The sequence below is a fragment of the Grimontia sp. SpTr1 genome, from assembly GCF_947387585.1.
Lineage (GTDB): Bacteria > Pseudomonadota > Gammaproteobacteria > Enterobacterales > Vibrionaceae > Enterovibrio > Enterovibrio indicus.
Window position 1 is genome coordinate 1 of record NZ_CANDOD010000040.1, and the last position, 4,581, is coordinate 4,581.

General features: G+C 45.4%; 4 protein-coding genes and 1 pseudogene. 4 read left to right on the forward strand and 1 reads right to left on the reverse strand.

Features of this window, described 5'->3' with window-relative positions; all coding sequences use genetic code 11:
- The first annotated feature begins 696 nt into the window (after window positions 1–696).
- A complete protein-coding gene (locus QL223_RS25780) occupies window positions 697–1,161 on the forward strand; it encodes an acyltransferase (protein ID WP_281546347.1) in 465 nt (154 codons plus the stop codon).
- Window positions 1,162–1,538: 377 nt separating this feature from the next.
- Here QL223_RS25780 and QL223_RS25790 read toward each other — a convergent pair.
- Window positions 1,539–2,560 (reverse strand): annotated as a pseudogene (locus QL223_RS25790) (IS110 family transposase).
- A 100-nt stretch (window positions 2,561–2,660) separates the two neighbouring features.
- Here QL223_RS25790 and QL223_RS25795 point away from each other — a divergent pair.
- The 3 genes from QL223_RS25795 to QL223_RS25805 all read left to right on the forward strand — a co-directional run bounded on the left by QL223_RS25795 (window position 2,661) and on the right by QL223_RS25805 (window position 4,217).
- Window positions 2,661–3,074 (forward strand): hypothetical protein, encoded by a 414-nt coding sequence (locus tag QL223_RS25795; protein WP_281546348.1) that lies wholly within the window; start codon window positions 2,661–2,663, stop codon window positions 3,072–3,074.
- A 123-nt stretch (window positions 3,075–3,197) separates the two neighbouring features.
- A complete protein-coding gene (locus QL223_RS25800) occupies window positions 3,198–3,782 on the forward strand; it encodes a DUF4304 domain-containing protein (protein WP_281546349.1) in 585 nt (194 codons plus the stop codon).
- A 75-nt stretch (window positions 3,783–3,857) separates the two neighbouring features.
- Window positions 3,858–4,217, forward strand: coding sequence for a hypothetical protein (locus QL223_RS25805; RefSeq protein ID WP_251878905.1), 360 nt, complete (start codon window positions 3,858–3,860; stop codon window positions 4,215–4,217).
- Window positions 4,218–4,581 lie beyond the last annotated feature (364 nt).

Here is a 4,581-nt window from a genome sequence, read left to right on the forward strand (position 1 = left end):
CAACATGATGGAACCCTCGTGTTTAATCAAACCTTGGAATTGTAGATCGCCAAGGAAAGAGTGGATTCCATACATCAAGTTAGCATTTCGAACAATCCAGCACTTGAATCGACGTACAATGGCCAAATTTTTCTAATGCACTCCCTATGTATAAAAATACAGGGATATGTATATAGTAAAAATGTGAACGCTTTAAATTCGGGACGCCCGATTTCTCATTTTTGGACCACAAGCCAATAAGTTAATCCACTGATTCTACTAAGCTATATGATAAAGTGTCTTAAGTGTACGCGGACTAATCGGGCGTCTCGGTTTTGGACTAAACGGGCTTTATGCCCGCTAATAAGTTGTTATGTGCCGTATTTTTTACCTACATGTAAGCACGTTTCTTGAGTAGTGCGCTGTATGTGTTTGGTCAGCAATCTTTAGTCCTGCGGTTGGTCGCCATGCGAGTTACGTGGTGTTGCAAATAGGCCACCACCTCACCTGTAAAAATCAGGCATCGAGCAGGCCATTCGTCAAAGAAACATAGCAGGTGTGGCTTGGTGGGCTAACAGTGGCGGCGGCACCTAACAAGCAAATGAACGGGACGTTTACTCGTGGCGCATTTTTCATAGAGACGCTGTGATTCAGGCGCTTCAATCAATTTGGGTTAGTAAACGCCCGTTATTCGAACGTTAGGTTTTCGGAGGTAAAATGGGCAACCCACGAATTTTGAAGGCTCAAGTGAAAGATGTTACCTGTGGTGAAGATGTCACTATTATTGAGCCTGCTAATGTTTATGGCTGCGAACTGAGAACTGGTGTGTTTGTTGGACCGTTTGTCGAAATACAGAAAAACTCAGTTATTGGCGAGCGCACTAAAATCCAATCTCATAGCTTTATCTGTGAGTACGTCACTATTGGAAGTGACTGCTTCATTGGTCACGGTGTCATGTTTGCCAACGATCTTTTCAAAAGCGGTCAACCTGACTCAAATCCAGATAATTGGGGACGCACAGTTATCGCTAACAGTGTAACAATCGGGTCAAATGCTACAGTGTTGCCTGTCAACATTTGTAGTGATGTGGTCATTGGTGCAGGTAGTGTTGTAACTAAAGACATTACAGAGAAAGGTATTTACGCAGGTAATCCAGCTAGAAAGTTACGTGACTTGCCTTGAGTACAAACCTAACAATCTGTTCAAGAGTGATTCGCAACGCTTGGCATTTTTACTATTCGTTGCGTTTTGTGTTTAAGGTGGTATGCAGGAGCTTCGGTATTACGTTGCTCTCACCTTAACAGGGCTACATGGATTCTCCCGTTCGTCAAACATCCGCTAGACTTTTCAAGATGGGTTTTGGACTGCCGCTCTACATTCGGCCTTTCACTGACTCACGTCATGGCCCTGATGACATTACGCGGTTGCAGTGCCTAATTCGTTAGAAGACATCAATGTGTCCGCCGCATTAACAGGCTCTCTGCAAATGGTCTTAACCTATCCTCATCAGCTGCGTCTGCAATGACCCGGTTGGTGTGTTTCCCTGCGCCGCCTCTTACTCAGGCGGCGTAGTCTTGATATTCGGTTTGGTTGTGTAACAACGCCCAGATAATGCGGGCGTTCTTAGCCGCCAGCGCGACAATGGCTCGGTTCATCCCTCGTCGTTCGAGGACGTTTCTCCCCCAGACACTGAGCCTGTCCTGTTTTTCTCCGAGGTTGGTTATGACGGCTCTCGCACCGTGAACTAACAAGGTTCGTAGATACTTGTCGCCCCGTTTACTAATGCGCCCAAGGCGAGGTTTACCGCCGGTTGAATACTGTTTCGGGACCAGTCCTAGCCAGGCGGCGAAGTCTCTCCCGGAGTCGAACTGCTCGCCTTTACCGATGGCAGCAATAATGGCTGTGGCGGTTTGAGGTCCGACGCCTCGGACGTTGAGGATACGCTGCGCATTAGGGCTGACTTTGGTTACCATCTCAAAGCACTGGTCGGTGTCTTCGACACGTTGATTCAGTGTCTGTAAGTGTTCAAAGCAATCCGCCAGGACAGCACGGGCGATATCAGGTAAGCCGTTTTCAGCGGCTTCGAGAATAAGAGGAACCTCGCGATGGACAGCGGCACGTCCGGTTGGAATGACGATGCCAAACTCGGCGAGCAAAGCACGGATACGATTAGTGAGGGCAGTACGTTCTTGAACCCAATGCTCACGCATTCGGTGAATAGCAAGAATGGCTTGGCGTTCAGGTGATTTAACAGGAACAAACCGCGTATTGGGTCTTTGGACGGCTTCACAAATAGCAATGGCATCATTAAGGTCATTCTTGCCTTTTGTGCGGTAGGGGCTGACATACTTAGCCGCCATGATGCGGGTATCATGGCCTAATTGGGTGAACGTCTGGCCCAATAATGCGCACCACTACACGCTTCAATGCCTATACGCATAGCTGGCATATTTGCTAATGTAGTCAGTAATTTAGCGCGTGACACGGATTTATGAAGGATGACCTTTCCCCGGTCATCCACCGCGTGCAGAGAGAAGTGGTGTTTGGCGATGTCAACGCCACAAAAGAATTGAGAAGACATGGTTACCTCCGGTATTTAACGCGACACCTAAGTGTGGCAAATCCTCGTAAGGGGGAATCCATGTCATTCGTTATATGCTCAATTCTAAATGGTAGTTCAATTGAAACTTTCAGATGAAGTAAAGCTATTGATATCCGTCGTGTATATCTGCCACGTTACAAGAATTCTATCCAGAGATTTCAATGGCAAATGTTGGGCGACAATCATACGACTTGCCACTCCAACAGTAATAGCTGTAGGTGTGCTAAATGTTGCATTGTTGGAGTTTACCAAATTTTGGAAAAGTGCAGAGCTTGGTATCCTAGTTATATTTGTGACTCTAATCCTGACTTCTGCATTTATCAATAAGGTGGTCAGTGACGATAGGCATCTGAGCAAGGCTAGTAAGTTTATTATGGAAATTGATGAAAAGGAACGAAAGGAGAAGGTGTTCTTTTTCAATGCCGTATACTTCATGTTTTCACTTCTTCCGGTCTTTATCTTTGGAGTTGCGCTGTGGATATCACGCATATAACAAAAGCATGAACGGGACATTTCCTCGTGGTGCATTTTTTCATGGAAACACTGTGATTTAGGTGTTTGACACAGATTGGTTTGGAAAACGCCCGTTATTCTGGCGTTATGGCATCTTCGAGCTATGAGTGAAATATCAAAGAAAATCGACGAAATAGTTAAATTGGGTCTTACTCCGCTTTTAAAAACACACGGGTTTAAGAAAAAGGCTCGGAACTTCTATCGTCAACACGAAGACCGAATTGATTTGATCAATGTTCAAGCGAGTCAGTTTAATACAGGCAAAGAGGGGCAATTTACTGTAAATGTAGGCGTGTATTTCCCCGCGATTTCGGCCATAACTGATGCGCCTGCTGTTAAGGGTATGCCTAAAGAATATGATTGCACGGCCAGAGAGCGAATTGGGTTGCTTTCTAGTGAAAACAAGGACACTTGGTGGTCGGTTGATAATAGCGTGGATATAAACAATATTGCAGCCGAACTGGCATTAAGTGTTGAATCTCTATGTCTGCCTTGGTTGGCTAAAATGGCCGATTTAGAAAATTTAAAACTAGAGGCTGCAAAGAAGATTCCCTTTATTGCAGCAGGCATTTCTTTACATCAAGGCAATCAATCGGAAGCTAAGGCCTACTTAGAGCTAATTATAAAGCAAAAGCCATTAGCAAAATCACGGTCAATAGCTTGGGGTAAAAAGCATGGGCTTGTATAGCCATAACAAAGTGCCGCTAGGGACAAACCTACGCTGCGCTTCGGTTTGCCCCAGAGCACAGCGTTATGTGCAATCATGAAATCGAACGAATACTATCTCGCTGAGAAATATGGGCTTTCCTATCCGAAGGAATACGAGCGCTATGTATGCTCGCACGATGGAGAATTCGGTGAGCTTCGATGGTGGTTTATTGGGTCTTCGCAGGGGCTATTTGACGTAGCGTACAGTTTGGTAAACGAAGATCTCTCCTCTAGAATCCAGCTATTCCCATTCGCTAAAAGTAGCGTGACAAATACATTAGCTTGCCTAGATAAAAACGGTACAGTCTACTTCATTATTGGCACCTCGACACTTAAGGATGCTGACTGGTCAAAAAGGCTCACAACACCTAACATGGCAGCATGGTATCAAGGTGTTATTAATGGTGAATTCTAGCCACGCACATAACACATATGAGCCCTTCTCCGGTCAATGGGCAATAGCTGTCTTTATGACTGCGTGAGCAGTCACTGCCTTCGAACAACAAAGTCATCCACTTCGCTTCCCCCAACCTGAGGTTATCCGAAGTAGACACTTTAGAGCATTAGATCTAACTAGCTCTTGTCCAAACCCGTGTTAGGCCGATCGGTCCTGGGACGTTTTTGCCCCATTCTGGCTTAGAAAATCCAATTTACTCAAATGTAAGTTTGCTAATTCACCCTACAATTCCTAATCCGAAATAGATGATAGCTAAAAGTGACTGTCCTTCTTTCGCTCTTTCGGTCCTTGTTTCCTACCGAGTCAGAGCAGTCAAAATCGC

Bases quoted from the DNA above. Each gene is read 5' to 3' on its own strand.
- QL223_RS25800 (WP_281546349.1), top strand. From the start codon at position 3,198: ATGAGTGAAATATCAAAGAAAATCGACGAAATAGTTAAATTGGGTCTT.
- QL223_RS25805 (WP_251878905.1), top strand. From the start codon at position 3,858: ATGAAATCGAACGAATACTATCTCGCTGAGAAATATGGGCTTTCCTAT.
- QL223_RS25780 (WP_281546347.1), top strand. From the start codon at position 697: ATGGGCAACCCACGAATTTTGAAGGCTCAAGTGAAAGATGTTACCTGT.